General features: G+C 61.6%; 20 protein-coding genes. 8 read left to right on the top strand and 12 right to left on the bottom strand.

The window, feature by feature from the left end:
• Positions 1–7: 7 nt before the first annotated feature.
• The 4 genes from ACM3N8_RS16545 to ACM3N8_RS16530 all read left to right on the top strand — a co-directional run bounded on the left by ACM3N8_RS16545 (position 8) and on the right by ACM3N8_RS16530 (position 6,198).
• Positions 8–3,064: an FAD-binding and (Fe-S)-binding domain-containing protein gene (locus ACM3N8_RS16545; protein ID WP_416016377.1), complete on the top strand. Its 3,057-nt coding sequence runs from the start codon at positions 8–10 to the stop codon at positions 3,062–3,064.
• Positions 3,064–3,552: a hypothetical protein gene (locus ACM3N8_RS16540; RefSeq protein WP_416016376.1), complete on the top strand. Its 489-nt coding sequence runs from the start codon at positions 3,064–3,066 to the stop codon at positions 3,550–3,552. The genes ACM3N8_RS16545 and ACM3N8_RS16540 overlap by 1 nt, the downstream gene beginning before the upstream one ends.
• A 122-nt stretch (positions 3,553–3,674) precedes the next feature.
• Positions 3,675–4,136, top strand: coding sequence for a hotdog fold thioesterase (locus ACM3N8_RS16535; protein WP_416016375.1), 462 nt, complete (start codon positions 3,675–3,677; stop codon positions 4,134–4,136).
• Positions 4,137–4,317: 181 nt separating this feature from the next.
• A complete protein-coding gene (locus ACM3N8_RS16530; protein WP_043139456.1) occupies positions 4,318–6,198 on the top strand; it encodes a DEAD/DEAH box helicase in 1,881 nt (626 codons plus the stop codon).
• Positions 6,199–6,680: 482 nt separating this feature from the next.
• Here ACM3N8_RS16530 and ACM3N8_RS16525 read toward each other — a convergent pair whose 3' ends face one another.
• Both ACM3N8_RS16525 and rnt read right to left on the bottom strand, forming a co-directional pair.
• On the bottom strand, positions 6,681–8,003 hold the full coding sequence (locus ACM3N8_RS16525; RefSeq protein WP_416016374.1) for a Na+/H+ antiporter family protein: 1,323 nt from the start codon (positions 8,001–8,003) through the stop codon (positions 6,681–6,683).
• A 262-nt stretch (positions 8,004–8,265) separates the two neighbouring features.
• Positions 8,266–8,928, bottom strand: a complete 663-nt coding sequence (gene rnt / locus ACM3N8_RS16520) for a ribonuclease T (protein WP_181003508.1) — start codon at positions 8,926–8,928, stop codon at positions 8,266–8,268.
• Positions 8,929–9,076: 148 nt separating this feature from the next.
• On the opposite strand from rnt, the gene ACM3N8_RS16515 reads away from it, so the two are divergent.
• Both ACM3N8_RS16515 and ACM3N8_RS16510 read left to right on the top strand, forming a co-directional pair.
• Positions 9,077–11,050 (top strand): methyl-accepting chemotaxis protein, encoded by a 1,974-nt coding sequence (locus ACM3N8_RS16515; protein WP_416016373.1) that lies wholly within the window; start codon positions 9,077–9,079, stop codon positions 11,048–11,050.
• 68 nt (positions 11,051–11,118) lie between these two features.
• Positions 11,119–11,994 carry a flagellar protein MotY gene (locus ACM3N8_RS16510; RefSeq protein ID WP_043141282.1) on the top strand — a complete coding sequence of 292 codons (876 nt, stop codon included), beginning with the start codon at positions 11,119–11,121 and terminating at the stop codon, positions 11,992–11,994.
• Between the two features lie 72 nt (positions 11,995–12,066).
• Here ACM3N8_RS16510 and gloA read toward each other — a convergent pair whose 3' ends face one another.
• The 8 genes from gloA to rsxA all read right to left on the bottom strand — a co-directional run bounded on the left by gloA (position 12,067) and on the right by rsxA (position 19,412).
• Positions 12,067–12,480 carry a lactoylglutathione lyase gene (gene gloA, locus ACM3N8_RS16505; RefSeq protein WP_042869625.1) on the bottom strand — a complete coding sequence of 138 codons (414 nt, stop codon included), beginning with the start codon at positions 12,478–12,480 and terminating at the stop codon, positions 12,067–12,069.
• Positions 12,481–12,541: 61 nt separating this feature from the next.
• Entirely contained in the window at positions 12,542–13,183 is a 642-nt protein-coding gene (nth, locus tag ACM3N8_RS16500) for an endonuclease III (protein ID WP_103470518.1), read from the bottom strand.
• Positions 13,184–13,197: 14 nt separating this feature from the next.
• Positions 13,198–13,956 (bottom strand): electron transport complex subunit E, encoded by a 759-nt coding sequence (locus ACM3N8_RS16495; RefSeq protein ID WP_290019222.1) that lies wholly within the window; start codon positions 13,954–13,956, stop codon positions 13,198–13,200.
• A gap of 16 nt (positions 13,957–13,972) precedes the next feature.
• On the bottom strand, positions 13,973–14,605 hold the full coding sequence (rsxG, locus tag ACM3N8_RS16490; protein WP_043556436.1) for an electron transport complex subunit RsxG: 633 nt from the start codon (positions 14,603–14,605) through the stop codon (positions 13,973–13,975).
• Positions 14,606–14,639: 34 nt separating this feature from the next.
• Complete coding sequence (gene rsxD / locus ACM3N8_RS16485) at positions 14,640–15,692, bottom strand: electron transport complex subunit RsxD (RefSeq protein ID WP_043556435.1); 1,053 nt, start codon at positions 15,690–15,692, stop codon at positions 14,640–14,642.
• A gap of 3 nt (positions 15,693–15,695) precedes the next feature.
• Positions 15,696–18,248 carry an electron transport complex subunit RsxC gene (rsxC, locus tag ACM3N8_RS16480; RefSeq protein ID WP_416016372.1) on the bottom strand — a complete coding sequence of 851 codons (2,553 nt, stop codon included), beginning with the start codon at positions 18,246–18,248 and terminating at the stop codon, positions 15,696–15,698.
• Between the two features lie 14 nt (positions 18,249–18,262).
• On the bottom strand, positions 18,263–18,826 hold the full coding sequence (rsxB, locus tag ACM3N8_RS16475) for an electron transport complex subunit RsxB (protein ID WP_043141265.1): 564 nt from the start codon (positions 18,824–18,826) through the stop codon (positions 18,263–18,265).
• Between the two features lie 4 nt (positions 18,827–18,830).
• Positions 18,831–19,412, bottom strand: coding sequence for an electron transport complex subunit RsxA (rsxA, locus tag ACM3N8_RS16470; RefSeq protein WP_042869638.1), 582 nt, complete (start codon positions 19,410–19,412; stop codon positions 18,831–18,833).
• Between the two features lie 112 nt (positions 19,413–19,524).
• On the opposite strand from rsxA, the gene ACM3N8_RS16465 reads away from it, so the two are divergent.
• Entirely contained in the window at positions 19,525–20,421 is an 897-nt protein-coding gene (locus tag ACM3N8_RS16465; protein ID WP_416016371.1) for a DMT family transporter, read from the top strand.
• A gap of 103 nt (positions 20,422–20,524) precedes the next feature.
• Positions 20,525–20,719 carry a hypothetical protein gene (locus tag ACM3N8_RS16460; RefSeq protein WP_043141260.1) on the top strand — a complete coding sequence of 65 codons (195 nt, stop codon included), beginning with the start codon at positions 20,525–20,527 and terminating at the stop codon, positions 20,717–20,719.
• 208 nt (positions 20,720–20,927) lie between these two features.
• Here the strand turns inward: ACM3N8_RS16460 and ACM3N8_RS16455 are convergent, their stop codons facing one another.
• Positions 20,928–22,142, bottom strand: a complete 1,215-nt coding sequence (locus ACM3N8_RS16455) for a methyl-accepting chemotaxis protein (RefSeq protein WP_416016370.1) — start codon at positions 22,140–22,142, stop codon at positions 20,928–20,930.
• Positions 22,143–22,369: 227 nt separating this feature from the next.
• Positions 22,370–23,116 carry a helix-turn-helix transcriptional regulator gene (locus tag ACM3N8_RS16450; RefSeq protein WP_098983768.1) on the bottom strand — a complete coding sequence of 249 codons (747 nt, stop codon included), beginning with the start codon at positions 23,114–23,116 and terminating at the stop codon, positions 22,370–22,372.
• Positions 23,117–23,470 lie beyond the last annotated feature (354 nt).

The following is a 23,470-nucleotide window of genomic DNA, read 5'->3' as shown; positions in this document are numbered from 1 at the left end:
AGGATTCATGATCCCGAGACTCGATTACCAGGACAGTTTGTCACCCGCAACCCTGCAGTTTCTTGAGTTGCTAGAGCGCAGCGCATTTCGTGGTGATATCGAAAAGTCTTATGCAAGCCGGTTGGCGATGGCGACGGATAACAGCGTCTATCAGGTTGTACCTCAGGCGGTTCTCTATCCGCGCAGTGCGGACGATATTGCGGTGATGCTCAAGCTGGCCCAGGGGCCCGAGTACGCAACCTTGAGTTTCTTCCCTCGCGGCGGCGGTACCGGCACCAATGGTCAATCCTTGGGCGGCGGCATTATCGTCGATCTCTCGCGCCATATGAACCAGATCATGGAAATTAATCTGGAAGAGGGCTGGGTGCGGGCCCAGGCCGGGGTGGTGAAGGATCAGCTCAACGCCTATCTCAAACCCCACGGTTACTTCTTCTCGCCGGATCTCTCCACCTCCAACCGCGCCACCCTGGGCGGCATGGTCAACACAGATGCCTCGGGGCAGGGGTCGCTGGTCTACGGCAAGACCTCGGATCACGTGCTTGGCCTGAAAGCAGTGCTGGAAAACGGCGATCTCATGGCGACCGAGCCGGTCACGGGGGCGCGTCTCGCCGACAAGCTGGCGCTTGAAAGCCGGGAGGGGGAGATCTACCGCACCCTCTATCGCATAGGCCGCGAGCGCGGTGCCGACATCGAAGCCACCTTCCCCAAGCTCAACCGCTTCTTGACCGGTTACGATCTCAAGCATCTTTATATTCCCGAGAGCGACACCCTGGACGTCAGTCGGGTGCTGTGCGGTTCGGAAGGATCCCTGGGCTTCATCACAGAAGCCAGGCTCAACATCACCCCCATCCCGCGCTACCGAACGCTCGTCAACGTCAAGTACGACAGCTTCCCGTCGGCTCTGCGCAATGCCCCCTTTATGGTGCAGGCGCAGGCCCTGTCGGTAGAAACCGTGGACTCCCGGGTGCTGGGGCTGGCTCGCGCCGACATCATCTGGCATTCGGTCAAGGCCTTCATTGAGGACGTGCCCGGCAAGGATCTGCAGGGGCTCAACATCGTCGAGTTTGCCGACACCGACGAGGGCGAGCACCAAGCCAAGGTGGCCGAGCTGTGCCGCCGTATCGACGATCTGTTGGCGCGTGGCGAGGCGGGCATCATCGGCTATCAGGTGTGCAACCACCTAGCCAGCATCGAGACCATCTACGCCATGCGCAAGAAGTCGGTGGGGCTGCTTGGCAACGCCGAGGGACGCAAGAAGCCGGTGGCCTTCACCGAAGATACGGCCGTGCCGCCGGAATCCCTGGCCGATTTCATCATGGAATTTCGCGCCCTGCTCGATGGCCACGGCCTCGACTATGGCATGTTTGGTCACGTCGATGCGGGCGTGCTGCACGTACGGCCGGCGCTGGATTTGTGCGATCCCGAGCAGGAGGTGCTGCTGCGACGCATCTCGGATCAGGTGGTGGCGCTCACCGCCAAATATGGCGGCCTGATGTGGGGCGAGCACGGCAAGGGTTTTCGCTCCGAATACAGCCCCGCCTTCTTCGGCGAGTTGTGGGAAGAGCTGCAACGGGTCAAGGGCGCCTTCGATCCCGCTAACCGCATCAACCCGGGCAAGATCTGCATGCCTTATGGCAGTGGGGCCGAACTGGTGTCGGTGGATGGGCCCAAGCGCGGCAAGTTTGACCGCCAGATCCCGATTGCGGTGCGGGAAAGCTATACCCGCGCCATGGATTGCAACGGCAACGGCCTCTGTTTCACTTTCGAGACCGACTCCCCCATGTGCCCCTCGGTCAAGATCAGCCGCGACCGTCGCCACTCGCCGAAAGGCCGGGCCGGGTTGATGCGCGAATGGCTGCGCCAGCTGGCACAGCAGGGCTTCGATCCCCTGGCCGAGGAGGTGGCGCTGCAAAGTGGCGGTCTGCGCTTCAAGAGCATTGTCGACAAGTTTCGCAACACCCTGGCCCGCGCCCGCGGCCAGTATGACTTCTCCCACGAGGTGATGGAGGCGATGGAAGGGTGCCTGGCGTGCAAGGCCTGCACCAGCCAGTGCCCCATCAAGGTGGATGTGCCCACCTTCCGCGCCCGTTTCATGCAGCTTTATCACAGCCGCTACCTGCGGGGCCCCAAGGATTACTTCGTCGGCACGGTGGAAAGCTATGCCCCTCTGCTGGCCAAGGCGCCGAAACTGGTCAACTTCTTCCTCGAGAAAGAGTGGGCCCAGAAGGCGACCGAGAAGAGCATCGGCATGGTGGATGTGCCGCTATTGAGCGTGCCGACCCTGGCCGAATCCCTGCACGACAACAAGGCACGCTATTTCGACCTGCCGGGCCTCGAGGCCATGAGCCCGGAGCAGCGTGCCAAAGTGGTGCTCATAGTGCAGGATCCCTTCACCAGTTATTACGATGCCCCCGTGGTGCGGGACCTGGTGAAGCTTGCCAGCAAGCTTGGGCTGCAACCCTATCTGCTGCCATTCAAGCCCAACGGCAAGCCCCAGCACGTGAAGGGGTTCCTGCGTGCCTTTGCCCGCACCGCGGCCAACAGTGCCCAGTTCCTCAACAAGATAGCGGCGCTGGGCATTCCCATGGTGGGAGTCGATCCTTCACTGGTGCTCTGCTATCGGGACGAGTATGCCAAGGCCCTGGGGTCGGCACGTGGCGACTTCCAGGTGCTGCTGCCCCAGGAGTGGCTGCTCTCTTTACCCGCTCCTGAGAGCAGGGTGAGCGAGGGTGAGCAGGCCGAGCCCTGGTATCTGTTTGCCCACTGCACCGAGAAGACCGCCAAGCCCTCGACCCACGGCGACTGGGGCACCCTGTTCCAGCGTTTTGGGGCCCGCTTGCAGCCTGTGTCTGTGGGCTGCTGCGGCATGGCCGGCACTTATGGTCACGACGCCAAACAAGTGGAAAACTCCAAGGGGATCTACGGGCTTAGCTGGGCAGAGCCGCTCTCCCGCCTGCCCAAAGAGCGCTGTCTGGCCACAGGTTACTCGTGCCGCAGCCAGGTCAAGCGGATGGAGGGAGAAAAACTCAAGCATCCGCTGCAGGCCCTGCTGGAACTGCTCTGATGCTGACGCTGCCCAAGCGGTTTCGGGTGCCGCAAGCCTTTCGGCACCCGTACTTCCTGCTGTTGCCTGTCGCCCAGAGTCAGGCTGTGGTGGAGTTTGTGGCCATGCAGCGCGAGCGGGAGCAGCTGCATCAGTTGTTTCGCCCGGATGACGTCTGGCCCTCAGCCCAGTTCAGTCTGGGCCAGCACGAGGGGGATCTGGAGTGGCAGCGTTCCGAGTTTCTGGCCAAGCGCTCGTTCGCCTATGGTCTCTGGAGCCCGGAGCGTGAGCCGCAATTTTGGGGCGGGGTCTATCTCTACCCCTCGGTGCTGCCGGAGGTGGCGGTGGAATTGTTCTTCTGGAAGCTGGCCGAGGCCCCCCTCACCGATGCCGAGCTGGAAGCCGAGCTGCGGCTCTGGCTGGGCAAGGTGTGGCACTGGCCCGACCCCTGTTTGCCTGGGCGGGAGCAGCCCTGGGCCGAGTGGCCCGGCGTGACCTATCCCTGGTGAGAGTCCGGCATCAGGAGCTGGCTTGGCAAGATGCCCCCTGATAGGGGCATCTTCTTTTCCAGCCCTTTTTCGCCGACACTGCTCATGTATAACCCGTTGATCACACAAGGAGTCTGCTCGCCATGAGTCAAGAGAATAGCGCCATCTGGCGCAAGCCCATGAGCCTGGAGGGGCTCAATGCCAGTTCCCGCAACACCCTGATGGCCCACCTGGACATCGTTTACACCGCTTTTGGCCCTGACTGGCTGGCGGCCACCATGCCGGTGGATCACCGCACCCATCAGCCCCTTGGCATGCTGCACGGCGGTGCGTCCGTGGTGCTGGCAGAGACGCTGGGATCCCTGGCCGCCAACATGGCGGTGGGCACGGACAGCTACTGCGTGGGACTGGAAGTGAATGCCAACCATCTGCGGGCCAAGCGGGAAGGGGTGGTGACGGGGCGTTGCTCGCCACTGCATCTGGGGGCAACGACCCAGGTGTGGCAGATTGAAATTCGGGACGAACGTGAGCGTTTATTGTGCACCAGTCGATTGACCATGGCGGTGCTCAAACACAAGCGGGGCAAGGACTCCAGCGAGGAGTGATCTGCAATAACGCACCATGAGTGCAAAATAAGCAAGCCATAGTCGCAAGATCCCTCTATAATTGCCAACGTCTTGAGAGGCTTATCACATTTTTCAAGACAGCAGAACAAAGTGGCGCTATAATCGCCGCCTTTTTGCTATTCCGCGGTGCTTAGCCGCCTGCCTTAATCTGGAAGAATCTATGTCTGATACCGAACAACTGCCCCTTTTTAGTGAGCTTGGACTGGCCGCGCCTGTATTGAAAGCGCTGCAGGACGTGGGCTATGAGCGCCCGTCACCGATCCAGGCCGCAGCAATTCCCCACCTGATGGCGGGACACGATCTGCTGGGGCAGGCGCAAACCGGTACAGGGAAGACCGCTGCTTTTGCCTTGCCTCTGTTGTCTCGTCTGGAAGCTGGTAACCGCAATACCCAGGTTTTGGTGCTGGCACCGACCCGTGAACTGGCGCTGCAAGTTGCCGAGGCGTGCCAACGTTACGCCAAGCACATGCCGGACTTCCATGTCCTGCCCATCTACGGTGGTTCCTCTTACGAAACCCAGACCCGCGCCCTGCGCCGTGGTGCCCAGGTTGTCGTGGGTACCCCTGGCCGTGTGATGGATCTGATCCGTCGCAAGAACCTGGACCTCTCCGGCCTGAAAGCCCTGGTTCTGGACGAAGCCGATGAAATGCTGCGTATGGGCTTCATCGACGACGTGGACTGGATCATGGAACAGTGCCCGAGCACTCGTCAGGTTGCACTCTTCTCTGCCACCATGCCGGACCAGATCCGTCGTGTTGCCCAGAAGCACCTGAAGCAGCCGAAAGAGATCAAGATCATCACCAAGACGTCCACTGCACCGACCATCCGCCAGCGTTACTGGCAGGTAACCGGTCTGCACAAGCTGGACGCCATGACCCGTCTGCTGGAAGTCGAGCCGTACGAAGCCGTACTGGTCTTCGTGCGTACCAAGAACGCGGCTGAAGAGCTGGCTGGCAAACTGGCCGCCCGTGGTCACGCCTGTGAAGCACTGCACGGTGACATCCCGCAGAAGCTGCGTGAGCGTACCGTCGACAAGCTGCGTCAAGGCCAGCTGGACATCCTGATCGCCACCGACGTCGTCGCCCGTGGTCTGGACGTTGAGCGCATCACTCACGTGGTGAACTACGACATTCCGTACGATACCGAATCCTACGTACACCGTATCGGCCGTACCGGCCGTGCTGGTCGCAAGGGTGAGGCCATCCTGTTTGTTGCTCCCCGTGAGCGCCGCATGCTGCGCGCCATCGAGCACGCCACTCGTCAGGCCATCGAGCCGATGAAGATGCCGAGCACCGAGGACATCAACCAGCACCGCATGACCAAGTTCAAAGAGCGCATCCGGGAAACCATGATGGGCGAAGAGCTTGAGATCTACCACAACCTGGTGAACGAGCTGATCGAAGAAGATTCTGCCGATCCGCTGGAGCTGGCTGCCGCACTGGCCAAGCTGGTGCAGGGTGACCAACCGCTGCTGCTGGATGAGTCCATCCCAGAGCCGCAGTTCAACCCGAGCAACGATCGTGGTGGCCGTGACTTCGAACGCCGTGACGGTGGTCGTGACTTCGCCGACCGTGGTGATCGTCCTGCCCGTCGCATGCCGTCCCTCGAGCCGCGTCCGCTGAAAGACAATCCTGATGTAGAGATGGAGCGTTACCGCGTAGACGTGGGTGCCCATCACGGTGTCAAGCCGGGCCAGATCGTGGGCGCCATCGCCAACGAAGCGAACATCGAGAGCCGTTTCATCGGCAACATCGATATTGCCGATGACTTCTCCACCGTCGATCTGCCCAAGGGCATGACCGCCGATGTGCTGGAAGTGATCAAGAAAGCCCGTGTTTGTCAGCGTCCGCTGATGATCACCCGCTACACCGAAGTGCCGGCTGGCAGCAACACTGCCCCCCGTCCTCCGCGCAGCGATCGTCCTTTCAACAAGGATCGCCGTCCCAGCGGTGACCGCCCGTTCAACAAGAGCGGGGAGCGCCGTGAAGGTGGCTTCAACAAGGATCGCAAGTTCGGTGGCAACAAGCGCCGCGACAGCTAAGTCCTGATAGTCTTGATAAAAAGGCCGCTCATCGAGCGGCCTTTTTGTTGCCTGTCATTTGGCTGGTCTGGGGACTGGCTCAGCTCAAGAGGCCGGGATTGTGTTGGCCAGGGAGCGCCAGCATATTGCCTCTGCCTCTGCCTCTGCCTCTGCCTCTGCCTCTGCCTCTGCCTCTGCCTCTGCCTCTGCCTCTGCCTCTGCCTCTGCCTCTGCCTCTGCCTCTGCCTCTGCCTTTTACCTTTGCCCTGTCGCCTGCCTCTGTCCTCCAGTCTGTAATACCAGTGTTGGGACAAGCCAGCAGTGGTGGTGACAGCCAGGGTCGAAGCTGAGGAGTGATCCCGAGCCAAACGTGCAGCGTCGTGATGCCTGCCAGCAGGGCTCCCGTGTCAAGTTCAGGTTGGAGGATGGGTTGCACATGACGGACAACAAAAAGGCGACCCTGAGGTCGCCTTTTTGTGTCTGCATCTATCTTGTCCGGGGGCTCAGAGCACCATGGCGGCAATCCAGCCGAAGATGATGAGCGGTATGTTGTAGTGGATGAAGGTGGGCACCACGCTGTCCCAGATGTGGTCGTGCTGGCCATCGGCGTTGAGGCCGGAGGTTGGGCCGAGCGTCGAGTCGGAGGCGGGGGAGCCCGCATCCCCCAGCGCACCGGCGGCGCCAACCAGGGCTATGGTCGCCATGGGGGAGAAGCCGAGGTGGATGCACAGCGGTACATAGATGGTGGCTATGATGGGCACAGTGGAGAAGGAGGAGCCAATCCCCATGGTGATCAAGAGGCCGACCAGCAGCATCAGGAAGGCGGCGAGGCCTTTTTGATCCCCGATCACCGCAGAGACGGATTGCACCAGGCTCTCCACCCCGTGGGTGGCCTTCATCACGGCGGCGAAGCCAGCGGCTGAGATCATGATGAAGCCGATGAGGGACATCATGCGCACGCCCTGGGTGAAGGCGTCCTGGCTCTCGCGAAACTTGATGACACCGCCACAGGTGAAGATGACAAAGCCCGCCAACGCACCCAGCACTATGCTGTTGGTCATCAGCTGCAGCCCGAGGGCGATGCCGATGGCCAGCAGGGCAACCCAGATATGGTTGAGATTGAGCTCGACGGATTCGGGCTCGGCGGCCAGGATCTTGTCCATGTCATACTGGCGCGGTTTGCGGTAGCTGATGAACACGGCGACCAGCAGGCCAACGAACATCCCCAACACAGGGATTGCCATGGCCATCGGCAGCTGGCCAAGCTCGACCGGCACCCCGTTGTCGATCAGGTTCTTGGCCAGTATGTTGTTGAGGAAGATGCCACCAAAGCCCACCGGCAGCAGCATATAGGTTGCGGTCAGGCCGAAGGTGATGACGCAGGCCACCTGACGGCGGTCGATATTCATCTTGGCCATGACGTGCAGCAGCGGCGGGATCAGGATGGGAATAAAGGCGATGTGGACCGGGATCAGGTTCTGGGAGGCGACGGATACGCAAAGGACGGCGCCGAGCAGCAGGCTCTTGACCCAGAGGATGCGCGAGCTGCTGGCATCCTTGCCCAACTGGCTGATCACCTTGCGGGCCAGCAGGTCGGTGATCCCGGAGCGGGAGATGGCGACCGCAAAGGCCCCCAGCATGGCATAGGAGAGGGCGATTTCGGCGCCGCCACCCAGACCACCGGTAAAGGTGCTGAGGGTCTCCTGCAGTGAGAGTCCGCCGATCAGGCCGCCGACGATGGCGCCGATGGAGAGGGAGACCACCACATTGATCCGCAGCAGGCTGAGCACCAGCATCAGCGCAACTGCGATAACAACAGGATTCATTTGATTTCCTTATAGATTGTGTTGCTGTCTGTCGTGTGAAAGGCCGTTAGTTTGCGAAAAACGTGACAAATGTCGAGTAAAAAATCAGGCAAAACGCCAGTTGGCAGCATTCCCGGCTGGGCTGGGGGAGCAAGACGGGCGTGGGGATGAAAAACGGCCTTGTATGGGCCTGTTTTCGCCATTCTGGTCAAACCAGCTTGATACTGCCAACCCAATAGAAGAAGGCTGCCAGGGCAGCCTTCTTGCTCATTGCTCAAACCGGTTATTCGCTCGCATCGTCGGCGGTGGCTTCGTCCGGATGGGCCGGTGGCCAGCCACCCAGGCTCTTCCAGCGGTTGACGATATGACAGAACAGCTCGGTAGTGCGTTCTGTGTCATACAGGGCGGAGTGCGCCTCTTTATTGTCAAACGGGATGCGGGCGCTCTGACACGCCTTGGCCAGCACGGTTTGTCCCAGTGCCAGGCCGGAGAGGGCTGCGGTATCGAAGGTGGCAAACGGATGGAACGGATTGCGCTTGAGGCCGGCGCGCTCGGCGGCGGCCATCACGAAGCCGTGATCGAAGGTGGCGTTGTGGGCCACTATGATGGCGCGGCCGCAGTCGTGCTCCTTCATCCCCTTGCGAATGCCCTTGAAGATCTCGGTCAGCGCTTCTCTCTCGCTGACGGCACCGCGCAGCGGATTGAAGGGGTCTATGCCGGTAAACTCCAGCGCCGCCTTCTCCAGGTTGGCGCCTTCGAATGGCTCGACGTGAAAATGAAAGATCTGGTCGGGCAGGAGCCAGCCATCCTCATCCATCTTGAGGGTATAGGCGGCGATTTCCAGCAAGGCGTCGGTTCTGGCATTGAACCCGGCGGTTTCAACATCGATGACGACGGGGTAAAAGCCACGAAAACGGCCCTTGAGGGTGTGAACAGCGTCGGTCATGGTATCTCGGTCGGCGTGAAATGAGGCGGCATTATGGCAAAAAAGCCGGCCCTTGTCCCTCATCCGCAGCCATGAGACAGGTGTCTGATTCTATTATCGACACTCGGGCTTATAATTGACCACTTCAACAATGGAATGGGGAGCGACGATGAATAAGCTGGGATTGGCGCACAAGATGTTGCTGGTGGTTTGCCTGCCGCTGCTGGCCTTGCTGTTTTTCTCCGGCCGATACGTGTATGAGCGTTATCGGGTCGAGCAGGAGATGGCGCAGGCGCAGGCCGCGCTCGAGGTGGTGCGAGAGGCGGCGCAACTGGCCCACGAATTGCAAAAGGAGCGCGGCATGTCGGCGGGCTTTTTGGGCTCCGGTGGCAACAAGTTCCGCGATGCTCTGCCCGCCCAGCGCAAGCTGGTCGATACCCTGCTGGCACGTTTTCACGAGGAGCCCGCCCTGCTGGCGCTGGGAGAGGTGCAACAGGCACTGACCGGGCTTGTCGCCATGCGCGAGCGGGTCAGTGCGCTGGGGGTCGAGGTGGCGGAGCAGGTCAGCTTCTACAGCCGCCTCATCAGTCAGCTGCTGGCCGTGGTGGACCAGGTCAGCCTCAACAGCCAGGATGCCGACATAGCGCTGCAGACCAATGCCTATGCCGCCTTCTTGCAGAGCAAGGAGCGCATGGGGCTGGAGCGGGCGACCCTGAGCAATGTGTTCGGTCGTGACGGCTTCACCCCCGCGCTGTTGCAGCAATTCATCTCCCTGCTGGCGGCCCAGAATACCTATCTCGAGCGCTTCCAGGCGGTGGCCAGCCCGTCCCAGCGTCAGCTGCTGGCCGACAGCCTGGCCTCTCCCGTGGTGGCCAAGGTGGCGGCCATGGAAAAACTGGCGCTGGACAAGGCGGCCACCGGGGGCTTCGGGGTCGATGCCGAGGCCTGGTTTGCCTTGAGCACCGACAAAATTGGCCTGCTCAAGGAGAGTGAGGATCGCCTCTACCAGCAGCTGTCCGATCGGGTCGGCCAGATGCGGGCCCAAAGTGCCAGTGACTTCTGGTGGGCGGCCATCGGTGTCTTGCTGTGCGTGGCGCTGACCACCTTCGTCTGCTGGCGGGTGGTGCGGGATCTGCATCTGGGCTTCATGGCCCTGCACCAGACCTTCAAACGGCTGGTGCAGGAGAATGACCTGACGGTGCGGGTCAACTGGCAATCCGGTGATGAGCTGGGCGCGCTGGCACGGGATCTGAACCATTTCCTCGCGCATCTCGAAGGGCTGCTGCTGGCGGTGCGTCGCTCCTGCGAGGTGCTGGCCCGCAGCGCCGCCGCGTCGGCAGACGTGATTGCCGAGGTCAACGCCGGCGTGGTCAGGGGCTTTGGTCAGGTGGATCTGGTGGCGACCGCCGCCACCGAGATGGCTTCCACCGTGGCCGAGATTGCGCGCAACGCGACCCAGACCTCGCTGGCGACCCAGCAGGCTATAGGCCGGGCCCGCCAGGGTGATAAAGAGGTGGATCAGACCATAGACGCCATCCAGCAGGTGGCGGGCACCCTGATCGATACCCAGCAACTGGTGGACAGCTTGCATCAGGACACCGAGTCGGTCGGCGAGGCGCTCAACCTCATCAAGCAGATCTCGGATCGCACCAATTTGCTGGCCCTCAACGCCGCCATCGAAGCGGCCCGTGCCGGTGAGTCAGGCCGCGGTTTTGCGGTGGTGGCCGAAGAGGTGAGGGCGCTCGCCTCCCGCACCCAGCAGGCGGCGGATGACATAGCGCGTATGCTGGTCCGTTTGCGCCAGGGCGCCAATCAGGCGGTCACCGCCATGCACCTGGGCACAGAGCAGGCGGGCCTGAGCGTGACCGAGGCCAAGCGGGCGGGCAGTGAGCTGACCGACATAGTCAACGAGGTGCGCAAGGTGAGCGACATGACGGCCCAGGTGGCGACGGCCACCGAGGAGCAGCGCTACGTCACCGACGACATACAGCACAACGTGATGACCATACGCGAGGTGTACGAGGCCCATCGCCTGCACTCGGAAACCTTGCAGCAGAACAGCGCCGAGCTGGATCTGCTGGCTCGCGAGCTGGCGGGCCGCATCGCCAGTTTCAAGCTGATGGAGCGTCCTGCACCCCACTGAGTGGTTTGCCCTAAAGCTTGTCCTGCCCTTGCCGATACCTAACCTGAGATCGTGTGGAGGGCAGGCAGTTGAACGCTTGGATGTTAGGGTTGGTCAGCATATCCGTGAGTATGCAGTTACAGGCGGGCGTCACCGAGTTTGGTGCCGGCCTGGATCAATCCGTCTGGCGCCTGACCTCGGACACGCAAGTGGAGTGTCGCCTCGAACACCCTATTCCCAACTGGGGTACGGGGGCCTTCGTCAGCCGGGCCGGCCGCAAGATCAATCTGGATTTCGAACTCAAGGGGCTGCGCCAGCAGGCCCAGACCCAGACGGTCAGTCTGGGGATCATGCCGCCAGTCTGGCGCCCCGGCATCGCCGGACGGGAAGTGAGCCAGCTGCGTTTCTACCAGCAGTTCGATGGCCTGGTGGAGGGACAGACCGCCTGGACCATGCTGGACGAGCTGGAGGGGGGGCGCATGCCGACCTTCCAGTACCGCGACTGGTATCGCCAGAACCGGCCGGTGCGGGTGTCGCTCTCCTCGGTCAACTTCCGGGTCAAGTATCAGGCTTTCGTGGATTGCCTGAACGGCCTGCTGCCATACAGCTTCAACGACATCGCCTTCAGCGTGCTCACCTATGACAAGAACAGCGACCAGCTGTCGCTCGCTTCCAAACGGCGGCTGGCGATGATCGGCGAGTATGTGAAGGTCGACAAGAGTATCGATGTGGTGGTGATCGACGCCTACAGCGACAGCTATGGTGGTCGCTGGCCGAACCAGAAACTCTCCGAGAAACGGGCCGATGCCATCAAGAAGGTGTTTGTGGATCTGGGCATCGAACCCGGCAAGGTCTCGGTCGAGGGGCATGGCGAGAAGCAGCACGTCGCCTCCAACGAAACCGAAGATGGCCGCGCCAGGAACCGGCGTGTGGTGATCAACATGGGCCGTAATGGCGCCATCTGATGGGCGGATATCATGCAATGAAAAAGAGCGCCTTGGCGCTCTTTTTTATGGGGATCTTGTCCTGACCATGCCTTAGAAGCTGTCACCCAGGCCTGTGCCTGCATCTTTCTTGGCGATCAGTTCAATCTTGTAACCATCCGGATCTTCCACGAAGGCGATGACCGTCTTGCCACCCTTGACCGGGCCCGGCTCGCGGGTGATCTTGGCGCCGGCGGCACGCAGCGCATCGCAGGTGCCATAGATGTCGTCCGCTTCCAGCGCGATGTGGCCGTAGGCCGATCCCAGCTCATACTCGCTCACGCCCCAGTTGTAGGTGAGCTCGATAACGGCCTCATCCTTCTCGTCGCCGTAACCGACGAAGGCCAGGGTGTACTTGTATTCGCTGTTCTCGCTCTTGCGCAGCAGCTTCATCCCCAGCACCCGGGTGTAGAAGTCGATGGAGCGTTGCAGATCGCCGACGCGCAGCATGGTGTGCAGAATTCTCATGGCTTAATTCTCCCCTTGGTATTCACGATTCTGTAATCAGGCAGGAGGAGGCAATGGTTGCCTAGCTCTCCGGGTAGATCTTCTCTTTGTACTCGCAAAGGTCCTCGATGATACAGGAACCACAGCGGGGTTTGCGAGCCAGACAGGTGTAACGGCCGTGCAGGATCAACCAGTGGTGCACATCCAGCTTGAACTCGGCGGGCACCACCTTCAGCAGTTTCTCTTCCACCTGATCCACGTTCTTGCCCACCGCGAAACCGGTGCGATTCGACACCCGAAAGATGTGGGTATCGACGGCTATGGTAGGCCAGCCGAAGGCGGTATTGAGCACCACGTTGGCGGTTTTGCGACCGACGCCGGGCAGGGCTTCCAGCGCCTCGCGGTTTTCCGGCACCTCGCCGCCATGGCGCTCCAGCAGGATGGCGCAGGTCTTAATGACGTTCTCGGCCTTGGTGTTGAACAGGCCTATGGTCTTGATGTACTGCTTCACCCCGTCCACCCCCAGATCCAGCATGGCCTGGGGCGTGTTGGCCACCGGATAGAGCTTGTCGGTGGCCTTGTTGACGCTCACATCTGTGGCCTGGGCCGACAACAGCACGGCGATCAGCAGCTCGAACGGTGTCTTGAAGTTGAGCTCTGTGGTGGGGTGGGGATTGTCGTCCCGCAGCCGCTCCAGGATCTGCCTGCGTTTCTGGTTGTTCATGGCTCCCTCTTGGCTCAGAGCTGGGTCGCGCGGGCACCCGCCGCCGGCACGGCGCAGTGGGCCTTCTCGGCGGCCTGCTTGCGACCCCGCCGCTCGTTGATGGCGTTCTTGCCGGCGATCATCAGGCCCAGCCCGATGAAGCCGCCGGGAGGCAGGATCGCCAGCAGCAGGCTGGCGTCGGCGTGGAACAGCTCGATGCGCAAGGACTTGGCCCAGTCCCCCAGCAGCAGGTCGGCGCCGTCGAACAGGGTGCCCATGCCGATGATCTCGCGCAGCCCCCCGAGCACCAGCAGCACCAGGGTGAAGCCCAGCCCCATCATGAAGCCGTCGAGGGCCGCCAGCAGAGGCGGGTTCTTGGAGGCATAGGCCTCGGCCCGGCCTATGATGACGCAGTTGGTGACGATCAGGGCGATGAAGATGCCGAGCGCCTGATAGAGGCCATAGGTGTAGGCGTTCATCAACAGCTGCACGCTGGTCACCAGGGCGGCGATGATCATCACGTAGACCGGGATGCGGATATCCTTGGGCACCAGGTTGCGCACCAGGGAGATGGCGAGGTTGGAGCTGACCAGCACCACCATGGTGGCCAATCCCAGCCCCAGCGCATTGGTGAAGGTGGAGGAGACCGCCAGGGTGGGGCAGAGCCCCAGCACCTGTACCAGGGAGGGGTTGTTCTTCCACAGCCCCTGTAGCATCAGCTCCTTGAGCTCTTCGCGGCGGCCATTGCCTTCGTTGGCGAGGCTCTGGCCGTCAATCACATCAACTTGTTCCATGGCTTGTGCTCCGGCGTTATGGGGTGGCGTCACAGGAGGGGGCATCCCGCAGCAATTCAGGGTGTTCCTGCTGCAACAGCAGCAGGTTCTTCACCGCCTTGACCACGGCACGGGGGGTGATGGTGGCGCCGGTGAAGGCATCGAATTCACCACCGTCCTTCTTCACCGCCCAGTTGGCCTCGTTGTCGCGGTTGAGGAACTTGCCGACAAAACTGTTGATCCAGCTCGATTTCTTCAACTCTATCTTGTCACCCAGGCCCGGCGTCTCATTGTGGGCCAGCACCCGCACCGCACTGACGTTGCCCTTGGCATCTGTGCCGACGATGAGGCGGATGGCCCCACTGTAGCCGTCGGGGGCCACGGTTTCCAGCGCATAGCCTGTGGTCTCGCCCTGCAGGGTCGCTGTGTAGAGCGGCATGGCCTGATCGCTGCCCAGATAGGTCTTGCTCTGCACCCGCTTGCAGCTGGCCACCAGATCATTGTCATAGCTCCCTTCCGGCAACAGGGCCGAGAGGGTGCGCAGCTTCTCCAGCTGCTGCTGATGGGCGATCCTGTCGCGGGTCAGCTCATTGGTCAGCACCACGACGGCGGTGCAGGCCAGGGCAAACAGCGCCAGGGTGACACCGTTCTTGCGCATGCTCTTTAACATTGAATCTTTCCTGAGAGTGAGGTGTGCGCTGGGGTCATTTGCGGCGTGCTCCATAGACCTTGGGACGTGTCAGGCTGTCGATCAGCGGTACACACAAGTTGGCCAGCAGCACGGCGAAGGCGAAGGCATCCGGGTAGCCGCCAAAGCGGCGGATGAGGTAGACCAGCACGCCGATCAGTACGCCATAGACCAGACGGCCACGGGGTGTGGTGCTGGCACTCACCGGATCGGTGGCGATGAAGAAGGCCCCCAGCATGGTGGCGCCGCTGAACAGGTGGAACATGGGGGTGGCGGTGGCATCCGGCGTCATCAGATAACCCAGGGTGGCTGCCAGCAGCAAGGCGCCCAGGATGGCTCCCGGAATGCGCCAGTTGATCACCTTCTGTTGCAGCAGGAACAGGCCGCCGAGCAGGTAACCGAGGTTGACCCAGCTCCAGCCTATGCCGCCCCAGCCCTCGAACACGGCGTGGGTCATCACCTCGCCGGCGGTGAGCCCCTGGGTCAGCCCTGTTTTCAGGGTATCGAGCGGTGTGGCCATGGTGAGGCCATCCACCCCCTGCTTGAGCTGCGCCATGCTGTAGCCGTCCAGGCTGAAGCCGGTGAAGATGACGGACGCCGCATCGCCAAAGCCGATGTCATAGGCGGCTATGCTCGACGGCGGCAGCCAGCTGGTCATCTGTACCGGGAAGGAGACCAGCAGCAGCACATAGGCCACCATGGCCGGGTTGAACAGGTTCTGACCCAGCCCGCCGTAGAGGTGCTTGGCGATGATGATGGCAAAGGCGGTGCCGAGTACCAGCATCCACCAGGGCAGCAGGGGCGGCAGGGAGAGGCCGATCAGCACGGCGGTCAGCGCCGCGCTGCCATCCATCAGGGCGGGTTTGATGGGTCGGTGGCGCAACTTGAGTACCAAGGCCTCTGCACCCAGCGCCGTCACCAGCGCCAGCAGGATCTGGATCAGGGTGCCCCAGCCGAAGAACCAGGTCTGCGCCAGAAAACCGGGCAGACATGCCAGGATCACCAGCAACATCAGGGTCTGGGTCTGTTTGCGGTTATGGGCAAACGGCGCACTCGCGATATTGAACATGGATCAGTGGCTCTTGTCAGTCGATGGAGAAGGGGAAGCCTGGGCAGCCGCCTCGGCCGCCAGTTTCCGGGCCTTGGCGCGGGCCACGGCGGCGGCAATGGCTGCTTTCTTGGGGTCGGCGTCGGCAACGACTTGTACCGGTTCTGTGCTCTGCCGGGCATCCGCGTCAGCGACGACACCGGCGTCAGGTTCTGCGATGTTTCCATCCGCTGTTGCTTGCGCTGCCTTTTTGGCTTTGGCACGGGCAATGGCGGCGGCAATGGCTGCCTTTTTGGGGTCGACCTCGGCGGCTGCCGGGGCGGATCCGACGACCGGCTCGGCTTCGACAGCGGTAGTCTCGGGCTCGGCGACCTTGTCATCCGCCGCGTGCGCCGCCTTTTTGGCCTTGGCACGGGCGATGGCGGCGGCAATGGCTGCCTTTTTGGGGTCGACCTCGGCGGCTGCCGGGGCGGATCCGACGACCGGCTCGGCTTCGACAGCGGTAGTCTCGGGGTCGGCGACCTTGTCATCCGCCGCGTGCGCCGCCTTTTTGGCCTTGGCACGGGCGATGGCGGCGGCAATGGCTGCCTTTTTGGGGTCGACTTCGGCGGCAGCCGGGGCGGATCCGATGGCTGGCTCGGCTTCGACAGCGGTAGTCTCGGGCTCGGCGACCTTGTCATCCGCCGCGTGCGCCGCCTTTTTGGCCTTGGCACGGGCGATGGCGGCGGCAATGGCTGCCTTTTTGGGATCGACCTCGGCGCTGGGCGCCGCTTCCGTCACAGGTGCCGCCGCTGCGGCCGATGTGTCAGCCGTTGCTTCGCCAGGGGCTGTTTGCGCCGCCTTCTTGGCCTTGGCTCGGGCCAAGGCAGCAGCTATGGCCGCTTTTTTCGGATCCTGTTCCGCGGGTGTGGGTGCAACATCGGCGGGCTCATCACCGCTGACAGCCTTGGCGGCGCGGCGGGCGATGGCCTCCTGCTTGCGCGCCTCGCGGGCGGCAATCATGGCGCTGTTGTCCGGCGCGAGCTCGCTGGCGCCGACCGGCGCAGCGTCCTGCTTGGCCTTGATGCGGGCCAGAGCTGCGGCGACCGGATCTTCGCCACCGGCGGCCGTCATGGCCTGGCGGCGCTGGGCCGCAGCCTCGGCGTGGCGAGCCTCGCGGGCCGCTTTTTCCCGCTCGAAGCGGGCCTGCTTGGCCTCGAAACGCTGCTTTGCACGCTCGGCCTTCTCGGCCTCGGCACGGGCCTCGCGGATGTCATCCTTGGCAATCTTGTAGTACTGCACCAGGGGGATCTCGCTTGGGCAGACCCAGGCGCAGGCACCGCACTCGATGCAGTCGAACAGGCTGAGCCCGTCGGCCTTGTCGTACTCCTTGGCCCGGCTGTACCAGTAGAGCTCCTGGGGCAGCAGGTTGGCCGGGCAGGCGTCGGCGCAGGCGCTGCAGCGAATGCAGGCCTGCTCCGGGCCGGGCGGCGGCAACTCGGCCCGGGTGGGGGAGAGCAGGCAGTTGGTGGCCTTGACCACGGGCACCATGGCATGGGGCAGGGTGAAGCCCATCATGGGGCCGCCCATGATCACCCGCTGATCCGCCTCGGGCTGCAGCTCGAAACGCTGCAGCAACCAGCGCACCGGGGTACCCAGCAGCACCCAGGCGTTGCCCGGTTTCTTGAAGGCGTCGCCGGTGAGGGTGACGATGCGGGAGATGAGCGGCTCGCCGTCTATGATGGCGCGCTTGATGGCAAACACTGTGGCCACGTTGAGCACCATGATGCCCATGTCCACGGCGCGGCCCCCCTTGGGGACCTGACGGCCGGTGAGCAGCTCTATGGTCTGCTTGGCGCCGCCCGAGGGGTACTTGGTCGGCACCGTCTTGACCAGCACGTCCTCGTCGGTGGCGTGACGGGTCAGCTCGCCGATGGCGGCCGGCTTGTTGTCTTCCACCCCGATCAGGGTCAGCTTGGGCTTGAGCAGGTGCTTGAGCACCCGGATGCCGTCCATGATCTCGTCGGCATACTCCTGCATCAGCCGATCGTCGGTGCTGATGTAGGGCTCGCACTCCAGTCCGTTGACGATCAGGATCTCGGTCAGCTGACCGCGACCGTCCAGCTTGCTGTGGGTCGGGAACACGGCGCCGCCGAGGCCCGCGATGCCCGCCTGCTGGATGCGTTCCAGCAGCTCGCCCCGCTCCAGGTTCCAGTAGTCGCTGCGGCCCTGGCGCTCACCCCAGTCATCTTCCCCATCCGGGGTGAGGGTGATGCAGAGATCATCGAGGCCGGAGGGGTGCGCTACCGTGTGGTGGCCGATGGCGGTGATGGTGCCCGAGGTGGAGGCGTGCACCGGCACTATGCGACCCTTGTCGTAGCGGGTCAGCGGCTGACCCTTCTTGACCTTGTCGCCGACCTGCACCAGCAGATCGCCGGCCGGGCCCGCGTGCTGGCGTACCGGTATGATGAGCTGGGGCGGCAGGCCCGCGTCCACCACAGGGGTCAGACTGGATTGATCTTTGTTTTCGGGAGGATGAATGCCGCCGTGAAAATCCCACAGGGTGCCGGCTTTGATGCGTTCGAGTAAGGACTGCATGGTTACTCCGCTGTTTATTCCACTATCTTGACCGGAATGGCGACGCTGGCCAGATCCCACTTCCAGTTGTCGACCGTGGTCGGCACAGGGATCATTTCGATACAGTCGGTTGGGCAGGGATCGACACAGAGATCGCAGCCGGTGCACTCGTCTTTGATCACGGTGTGCATCGCCTTGGTGGCACCGACGATGGCATCGACCGGACAGGCCTGGATGCACTTGGTGCAGCCGATGCATTGATCTTCATGGATGAAGGCGACTCTCTTTACCGGGACGGCGGCTTCGCCACCGCCCAGCGGCTGGGGCTCTACCCCCATGAGGTCGGCAATCTTGCGCATGGTGGCATCGCCACCGGGCACACACTTGTTGATCTGATCGCCGTTGGCCAGGGCCTCGGCATAAGGCTTGCAACCCGGGTAGCCGCACTGGCCGCACTGGGTCTGTGGCAACAGGGCATCGAGCTGATCGACGATGGGATCGGCTTCCACATGAAACTTGACGGCGGCAAAGCCCAGAATGATGCCGAAGGCCAGGGCCAGCAGAGCCAACACCAGAACGGCAAAGAGTATGTGAGTCATAGCGCTATATCTTGATGAGGCCGGTAAAGCCCATAAAGGCCAGCGACATCAGGCCGGCGGTGATCATGGCGATGGAGACGCCGCGAAACGGAGTGGGGACGTCGGCCGCCACCAGGCGCTCACGCATGGCGGCAAACAGGATCAGCACCAGCGAGAAGCCACAGGCAGCCCCGAAGCCGTAGATGATGCTCTGGATGAAGTTGTGACGCTCGTTGATGCTCAGCAGCGCCACCCCCAGCACGGCACAGTTGGTGGTGATGAGCGGCAGGAAGATGCCCAGCAGGCGATAGAGGGTCGGGCTGCTCTTGCGGATAACCATCTCGGTGAACTGAACCACGACGGCGATCACAAGAATGAAGGCGAGCGTGCGCAGGTAGGCGATGTTCAACGGGATCAGGATATAGTGTTCCATCAGATAGGAACAGGCGCTGGCCAGCGTCATCACGAAGGTGGTGGCCAGCCCCATGCCGATGGCGGTCTCCAGCTTGCCAGAGACGCCCATGAAGGGGCACAGGCCGAGAAACTTCACCAGCACGAAGTTGTTAATCAGCACAGTGCCGACCAATAAAAGCAGGTACTCAGTCATTGAAGGTTGGTTATCCGGTTTGAGGGCGGCGGTATTATCTGATTTTAGGTGCCTTTAAACAACCGCAAGGCCGCATGGTTATTATTCAAATGGCCAATTTCATGGAGGAAATGTGCGCCCTTTACCTATCTTTACCCTCACCCTGGCGATGCTGCTCTGGTCCAGCTCCTTCATCGCGCTCAAGCACGTGCTGGGGATCTGGGGCTTCGGCCAAGTGCTCTTCATGCGCATGAGCGTGGCCGCGCTCTGCTGGCTGCTCTGCTACCGCTATCTGGGCAATTTCACCTATAAAAAGGGGGATTGGCGCTGGCTGGCCCTGATGGGGGGGCTGGAGCCCTGCCTTTATTTCCTGCTGGAGGTCAATGCCCTGCGTTACACCAGCGCCGGTCAGGCGGGCATGGTCTGCGCCTTGTTGCCGCTCATCGTGGCCCTGGTGGCCTTCGTGCTGCTCAGGGAACGGGTGAGTCGCCGCCAGTGGCTCGGGTTTGCCATCGCCATCTTCGGCATCGCCCTGTTGGGGCTGGGCGGCGGGGTGGACGAGTTTGCCCCCAACGCCCTGCTCGGCAACAGCCTGGAGATGGCTGCCATGTTCTGTGCCGCCACCTATTCGGTGGTATTCAAGAAGCTCTCCAGTCGCTACAGCGTGCTCACCCTGACCGCCCTGCAGGCCTTTGTTGGCACCCTCTTCTTTGCCCCCTTCGCCGTCAGCGAGCCCTGGCCAACGGCCTGGGCCTGGCAGGACATGGCGGTCATCGTCTTCCTCGGTACCTTCGTGACGCTCGGGGCTTACCTGCTCTACAACTGGTCTGTGACCCAGGTCAAGGTCACGCTGGCGGCGGCCTATGTGAACCTCATTCCTGTCTTTACCCTGTTGCTGGCTTATCTGCTGTTGGGGGAAACCTTGACATCGCTGCAGTGGCTCGCCTGTGGCGCCGTGCTGCTCGGCATAGTGGTGGGGCAACTGCCCGCGCGGCGCAAGGTTCGCGCGCCTGTCATTGCCGACAGCTGATTTGTCCTGCGCGACCGGGAAGCGCTGGCAGCCTGGCTGGCGCCGAGCGGCTTATCGGCTACAGTCTGCACAGACAGGTCAGGCAGGATCCGGGAGCTCACAGATGAACGGCATGATGTTATTGACCAGGGCGCAGGCCCTGCTGGCGCACAATCCCTTTACCCTGGCCGATGCCAGGGCGCTGGAGGCTTTGGAGGAAGCGGCCGTGGGAGAGGAAGGACTCTTGATCGCCGAGCTGTGGGAAACGGCCCTGGTTCTGGCCGATGAGGAGGCTCGCCGCTATATGGGCGAGGCCTGATGGCCGGGCTATGCCCGTGCTTCGTGCAATCTTGATGACGCCCAGCTTCCTGCCCGCCATCTCCGCTGCCACTCCTTTTTGCCCCTCGCATTTATTTCCTTCACATCACGGCAGGCTGCAAGGCTGGCCGCGCTTGCACATGGTCAGAATGAAACAAGCGACGGACTGGGCCGTCGCTTGTTTCATTGGTGCGCCCCTTCACCCCGAGTCAGATGGAGAGACCCTTGACGGTGTCGGAGACCGAGTTGGCATCTTCGATGATCTCCTTGATGACGGTGGCTATGATGCTGGCCTGCTCCTGTCCCGCCATCGCCTTGTCGGAGACCACGGAGACGGTCTGGGTGATCCTGGAGGTGATGTCGGAGTTGAGCTTGATGACGGAGACGATTTCCCCCGTGGAGGTGGAGGTTCTGGCGGCCAGTTGCCGCACTTCGTCCGCCACCACGGCAAAGCCGCGCCCCTGCTCGCCGGCCCGGGCCGCCTCTATGGCGGCATTGAGCGCCAGCAGATTGGTCTGATCCGCTATGCCACTGATGGTGGAGATGATGGACTCTATGTTCTTCGACTGCAGATTGAGATTTTCAATCTGCCGGGTCACCTCGTTGACCGAACTGTTGATGTGGGACGAGGTCTCCAGCACCTTGTCGATCACCTCGCGTCCCTTGGCGGCGCTCGACACGGTTTCACCTGCGATGGCGCAGGCCTTTTGTGCCGCCTCGCGTACCGAGATGGATTTCTCGACCCGTTCAGTGATGTCGCTCGCCAGCTTGATGATTTTGATCACCTTGCCTTCGTGGTTGAAGATGGGGTTGTAGGTGGCCTCCAGCCAGATCTTTTCACCGTGGCGGCCGAGGCGCATGAAGAGGCCGGACTGGATGCTGCCCGAGCCCAGATCCCGCCAGAAGTTGGGATTATTCTGGTAGAAAGCTTCATCGCAGAAGAGGCGGTGGGATTTGCCCACCACCTCGTCCAGCCGGTAGCCGAAGCAGTTGAGGAAGTTCTGGTTGGCTGTGATGACGGTGCCATCGGGCTGGAAGTCGATGACGGCAAGGGACTTGTCCAGCACCGCCAGCAGGGCCTGGGTCCGCTCCAGCGACGACTGCTGCTCAGTCACGTTGGAAGCCACCTTGGCCACCCTGATGACCTTGCCATCGACAAGGATGGGGAAATAGGTGGCCTCCAGCCAGACAGCCTGGCCCGACTTGGCCTGCCGAATGAAACGCCCGTTACGAAATGCACCGCTGCGCAAGTCATGCCACAGCTGTTCGTATTCGCGGCGTTTGACATCCTCGGGGAAGCAGAGCGCGCTGTGGTGCTGACCCAGCACCTCATCCCGGCGGTAACCCATGATCGCCAGGAAGAGATCGTTGACGAAGGTGACCACGCCCTCCGGCGTGAACTGGATATAGGTGTAACCGACCACTGAGAATGAAAAAGCCGGGAGCAACCGAAAGTAAGTGGGAGATCGCGGGACAAACTCAAGGCTGATAAGGCTTGGAAGAGAGGCGGCAGGTGCCAGGGGCACGTGGTACCAAAATGAAAGACGGTGCGTGACTCTTGGCGTGAATACGCTGGAAATGAAAAACAGGAGCTGGCGCTTCAAAACGGGGTTAAAGCTACTGTTTAGAGCCCGTTTTGAAGCGCGACAGGTTAAAAAAAGTCGTGTCCTGCCCAGACTACCTTGCCGATCACGGCCAGGTTCTCCAGTTGATTCGCAGGTACTACCTGCAGCGGGTAATCATCACGGTTATCGCTGATGATAGTGATCCCGCCATCGAAGTTTTTCTGCAGGCGCTTGGCATAGAGCTCTTCGCCAAGGCGCAACACGAAGATGGATCCATCTTCGATCTGATTCTTGCTGATATCGACCAGGATAGAGTCACCAGAGTGGATGGTGGGCTCCATGCTGTCGCCTTTGGCAAAGACCACCACCAGGTTATCCGGGTTTAACTTGCGAAACGTGAGCCACTTGCGGCGAAAGGCCAGCTTGCGTTTAACCTCGTGATCATCATTAAACGCACCATGGCCGGTACTGACGGTGACATGGTAGCCATCGATCAGCGCGTACTCCTCATCAAACTCATCACGTCGCACCATCAGCTCGGCATCTACATCTGGATGCTTGGGGCCTTGGCCAGTGGCCAGCCACTCCAGATTCACATTGAACACCCGCGCGATGCGCAGAGCCTTGTCTATGGTGGGCAGTGAATTGAACGGAGGGAAGTATTTACGCATCCCCGACTCACTCATCCCCACCAGTTCGGCAAATGCCTTGTAACTCAGATTTCCCCGCAGCTCATCCAGACGAGCGCTCAGAGTATCCATTCCCGTCGTCAGAAAAGATACCTCACCGTCTTTTTGTACTGTTTGTGGTTTTTCTTCATAACGCTCTGACATACAAGGAATTCTCGGCTAGTGGCTAATGCTGGTGAGTCGATAGACAAAAAATTCCGCACAAAAAGACTTGTCAATCTTTTTGGGGTGATCAATCATTCATATGTGACGCGCCGCGACATAAAATCATTCTTTTATGAATGATAAAGATACGCGCCGCGACACTTGATGATACCGAAACGGGGTGAGTATGTCAGGGAAAACACCAGAGTGGATCAGGGCTGAGCTCATAAAACGCGGATATTCCCAAGCTGCTTGGGCCCGCGCCAAAGGGCTGCACCCCAGAGCCGTACAGCGCTGCATCAAACACTATGCCCCAGCCATGGGGGTCAGCCCCAAACGGCGAGAAAGCCGCAC

Source organism: Aeromonas sp. A04, from assembly GCF_047780465.1.
GTDB lineage: Bacteria > Pseudomonadota > Gammaproteobacteria > Enterobacterales > Aeromonadaceae > Aeromonas > Aeromonas bestiarum.
The sequence above is the reverse complement of the archived record's forward strand: the minus strand, read 5'-3'. Positions and strand labels throughout refer to the sequence as shown.

What these genes read in the sequence shown, in the direction of transcription:
- ACM3N8_RS16545 (WP_416016377.1), top strand. Translation starts at nt 8, where the DNA reads ATGATCCCGAGACTCGATTACCAGGACAGTTTGTCACCCGCAACCCTG.
- ACM3N8_RS16535 (WP_416016375.1), top strand. Translation starts at nt 3,675, where the DNA reads ATGAGTCAAGAGAATAGCGCCATCTGGCGCAAGCCCATGAGCCTGGAG.
- rsxC (WP_416016372.1), bottom strand. Translation starts at nt 18,248, where the DNA reads ATGCAGTCCTTACTCGAACGCATCAAAGCCGGCACCCTGTGGGATTTT.
- rnt (WP_181003508.1), bottom strand. Translation starts at nt 8,928, where the DNA reads ATGACCGACGCTGTTCACACCCTCAAGGGCCGTTTTCGTGGCTTTTAC.
- ACM3N8_RS16530 (WP_043139456.1), top strand. Translation starts at nt 4,318, where the DNA reads ATGTCTGATACCGAACAACTGCCCCTTTTTAGTGAGCTTGGACTGGCC.
- ACM3N8_RS16525 (WP_416016374.1), bottom strand. Translation starts at nt 8,003, where the DNA reads ATGAATCCTGTTGTTATCGCAGTTGCGCTGATGCTGGTGCTCAGCCTG.
- gloA (WP_042869625.1), bottom strand. Translation starts at nt 12,480, where the DNA reads ATGAGAATTCTGCACACCATGCTGCGCGTCGGCGATCTGCAACGCTCC.
- rsxD (WP_043556435.1), bottom strand. Translation starts at nt 15,692, where the DNA reads ATGTTCAATATCGCGAGTGCGCCGTTTGCCCATAACCGCAAACAGACC.
- ACM3N8_RS16460 (WP_043141260.1), top strand. Translation starts at nt 20,525, where the DNA reads ATGAACGGCATGATGTTATTGACCAGGGCGCAGGCCCTGCTGGCGCAC.
- ACM3N8_RS16450 (WP_098983768.1), bottom strand. Translation starts at nt 23,116, where the DNA reads ATGTCAGAGCGTTATGAAGAAAAACCACAAACAGTACAAAAAGACGGT.
- rsxG (WP_043556436.1), bottom strand. Translation starts at nt 14,605, where the DNA reads ATGTTAAAGAGCATGCGCAAGAACGGTGTCACCCTGGCGCTGTTTGCC.
- ACM3N8_RS16495 (WP_290019222.1), bottom strand. Translation starts at nt 13,956, where the DNA reads ATGGAACAAGTTGATGTGATTGACGGCCAGAGCCTCGCCAACGAAGGC.
- ACM3N8_RS16515 (WP_416016373.1), top strand. Translation starts at nt 9,077, where the DNA reads ATGAATAAGCTGGGATTGGCGCACAAGATGTTGCTGGTGGTTTGCCTG.
- nth (WP_103470518.1), bottom strand. Translation starts at nt 13,183, where the DNA reads ATGAACAACCAGAAACGCAGGCAGATCCTGGAGCGGCTGCGGGACGAC.
- rsxB (WP_043141265.1), bottom strand. Translation starts at nt 18,826, where the DNA reads ATGACTCACATACTCTTTGCCGTTCTGGTGTTGGCTCTGCTGGCCCTG.
- ACM3N8_RS16540 (WP_416016376.1), top strand. Translation starts at nt 3,064, where the DNA reads ATGCTGACGCTGCCCAAGCGGTTTCGGGTGCCGCAAGCCTTTCGGCAC.
- rsxA (WP_042869638.1), bottom strand. Translation starts at nt 19,412, where the DNA reads ATGACTGAGTACCTGCTTTTATTGGTCGGCACTGTGCTGATTAACAAC.